Origin of the sequence: Clostridium sp. ATCC 25772, assembly GCF_001573875.1 — a bacterium.
Classification (GTDB): Bacteria; Bacillota; Clostridia; order Clostridiales; family Clostridiaceae; genus Clostridium_J; species Clostridium_J senegalense.
The window spans coordinates 1-1,291 of sequence record NZ_LFRG01000112.1 but is presented as its reverse complement, the minus strand read 5'-3'; the positions used below and the strand labels follow the sequence as shown (position 1 = coordinate 1,291).

Below are 1,291 nucleotides of genomic sequence, written 5' to 3'. Positions count from 1 at the left end.
TAAGCATACCCAAAAATAAGTGTATGCGCTATTATTGGGGAAAATTTAAGCACCAGAAAAGCTGGTGCTAATAATTATTTTTTTTTAGGACATAATCAAAAACGGTTGACATATATTTTTTATATTTTTATTACCTAAATTTAAAATAAAGTAAAAAGTCAATATATATTACTCTCATTTAAAGCCGCTATAATAGCTTTTGATATTGTTTTAGCCATAATATAAACCTGATTCAAGCTTAAATTATTTAAAAGGTCATAAACGACCTCTTCTTCTGTACCAACTATACCAGTTATAGATAAATCACCTACTTCTGGAAGACTCTTTTTAAACCCTAACCCTGGAAAAATAGAATCATTCTTAACCATTATTTTATTTATTTCATCTAAATTACCAACTGAGGCATCAATTGCTATTACATAAGGATTTTTATGATTTTTTTCTATTATTTTTAAAGTCTTTTTTAAGTTTTTTGCATGAACAGGATTTTTAAGTGTTCCATAAATTTCACATGGACATTTCATCTCAATTAAAAATTCTCCAGTTAATGGACCTAAGCAATCTCCTAATATTTTATCTGTTCCTATAGCTAAAATTATTATTTCTCTGTCTTCTATATCTTTAATGCAATTTAATATGTCAAGTTTTATACTATCATAAAAAACTACCTCTTTCATTATTCCTCCTTCATTTATAAAAATTCTAGGTTATTATAATTTATATACAACGCCCTTATTTTAAATGAAAATTCATAATTAGTTTTTTTAAAATTTAAATCTCTAATCCTTTATTATTTCCCAATACAATTTTAATTTGTATTCTATTAAAACATATTAATAATCTATTTTAATTATACTATGATTACTTTAACATAAATATATAAAATACAAATTTTACTAATTATTAATTTTATTTATTGTCTGTCACTATATATACTAACTAACTTATTTAATATTTATTAAATGTCACTTTTTATAATAATTATCAGTTTAATATTTAATTACCGTCACTAAAATATTTAATTACTGTCACTAAAAATACGACTTAAATACATTAATTTTTAGTATGTAGTCAATTGAATTTACCAAAATTAATTTTTTTAAATAGTTTATGATAGCTTGTACAATTTTAAAGCTACTATAATATCAACTCTTTAATTTTTTCAAAAAAATCACTAAATTATTGAGGCTTCTTTTGCTATAAACTTTTTAAATATGTTTTTATATTTACTATTATGTCGGAGAAGCTCTATTCCATAATTAGTTAATGTGCATACGCTACTTGAAGTTAT

At 22.5% G+C, this 1,291-nt stretch carries 1 protein-coding gene; it reads right to left on the bottom strand.

What is annotated here, in order from left to right; genetic code table 11:
• Positions 1–158: 158 nt before the first annotated feature.
• Complete coding sequence (gene yyaC / locus AZI32_RS17000; protein WP_061997138.1) at positions 159–677, bottom strand: spore protease YyaC; 519 nt, start codon at positions 675–677, stop codon at positions 159–161.
• Between the last annotated feature and the right edge of the window lie 614 nt (positions 678–1,291).

What these genes read in the sequence shown, in the direction of transcription:
- yyaC (WP_061997138.1), bottom strand. Translation starts at nt 677, where the DNA reads ATGAAAGAGGTAGTTTTTTATGATAGTATAAAACTTGACATATTAAAT.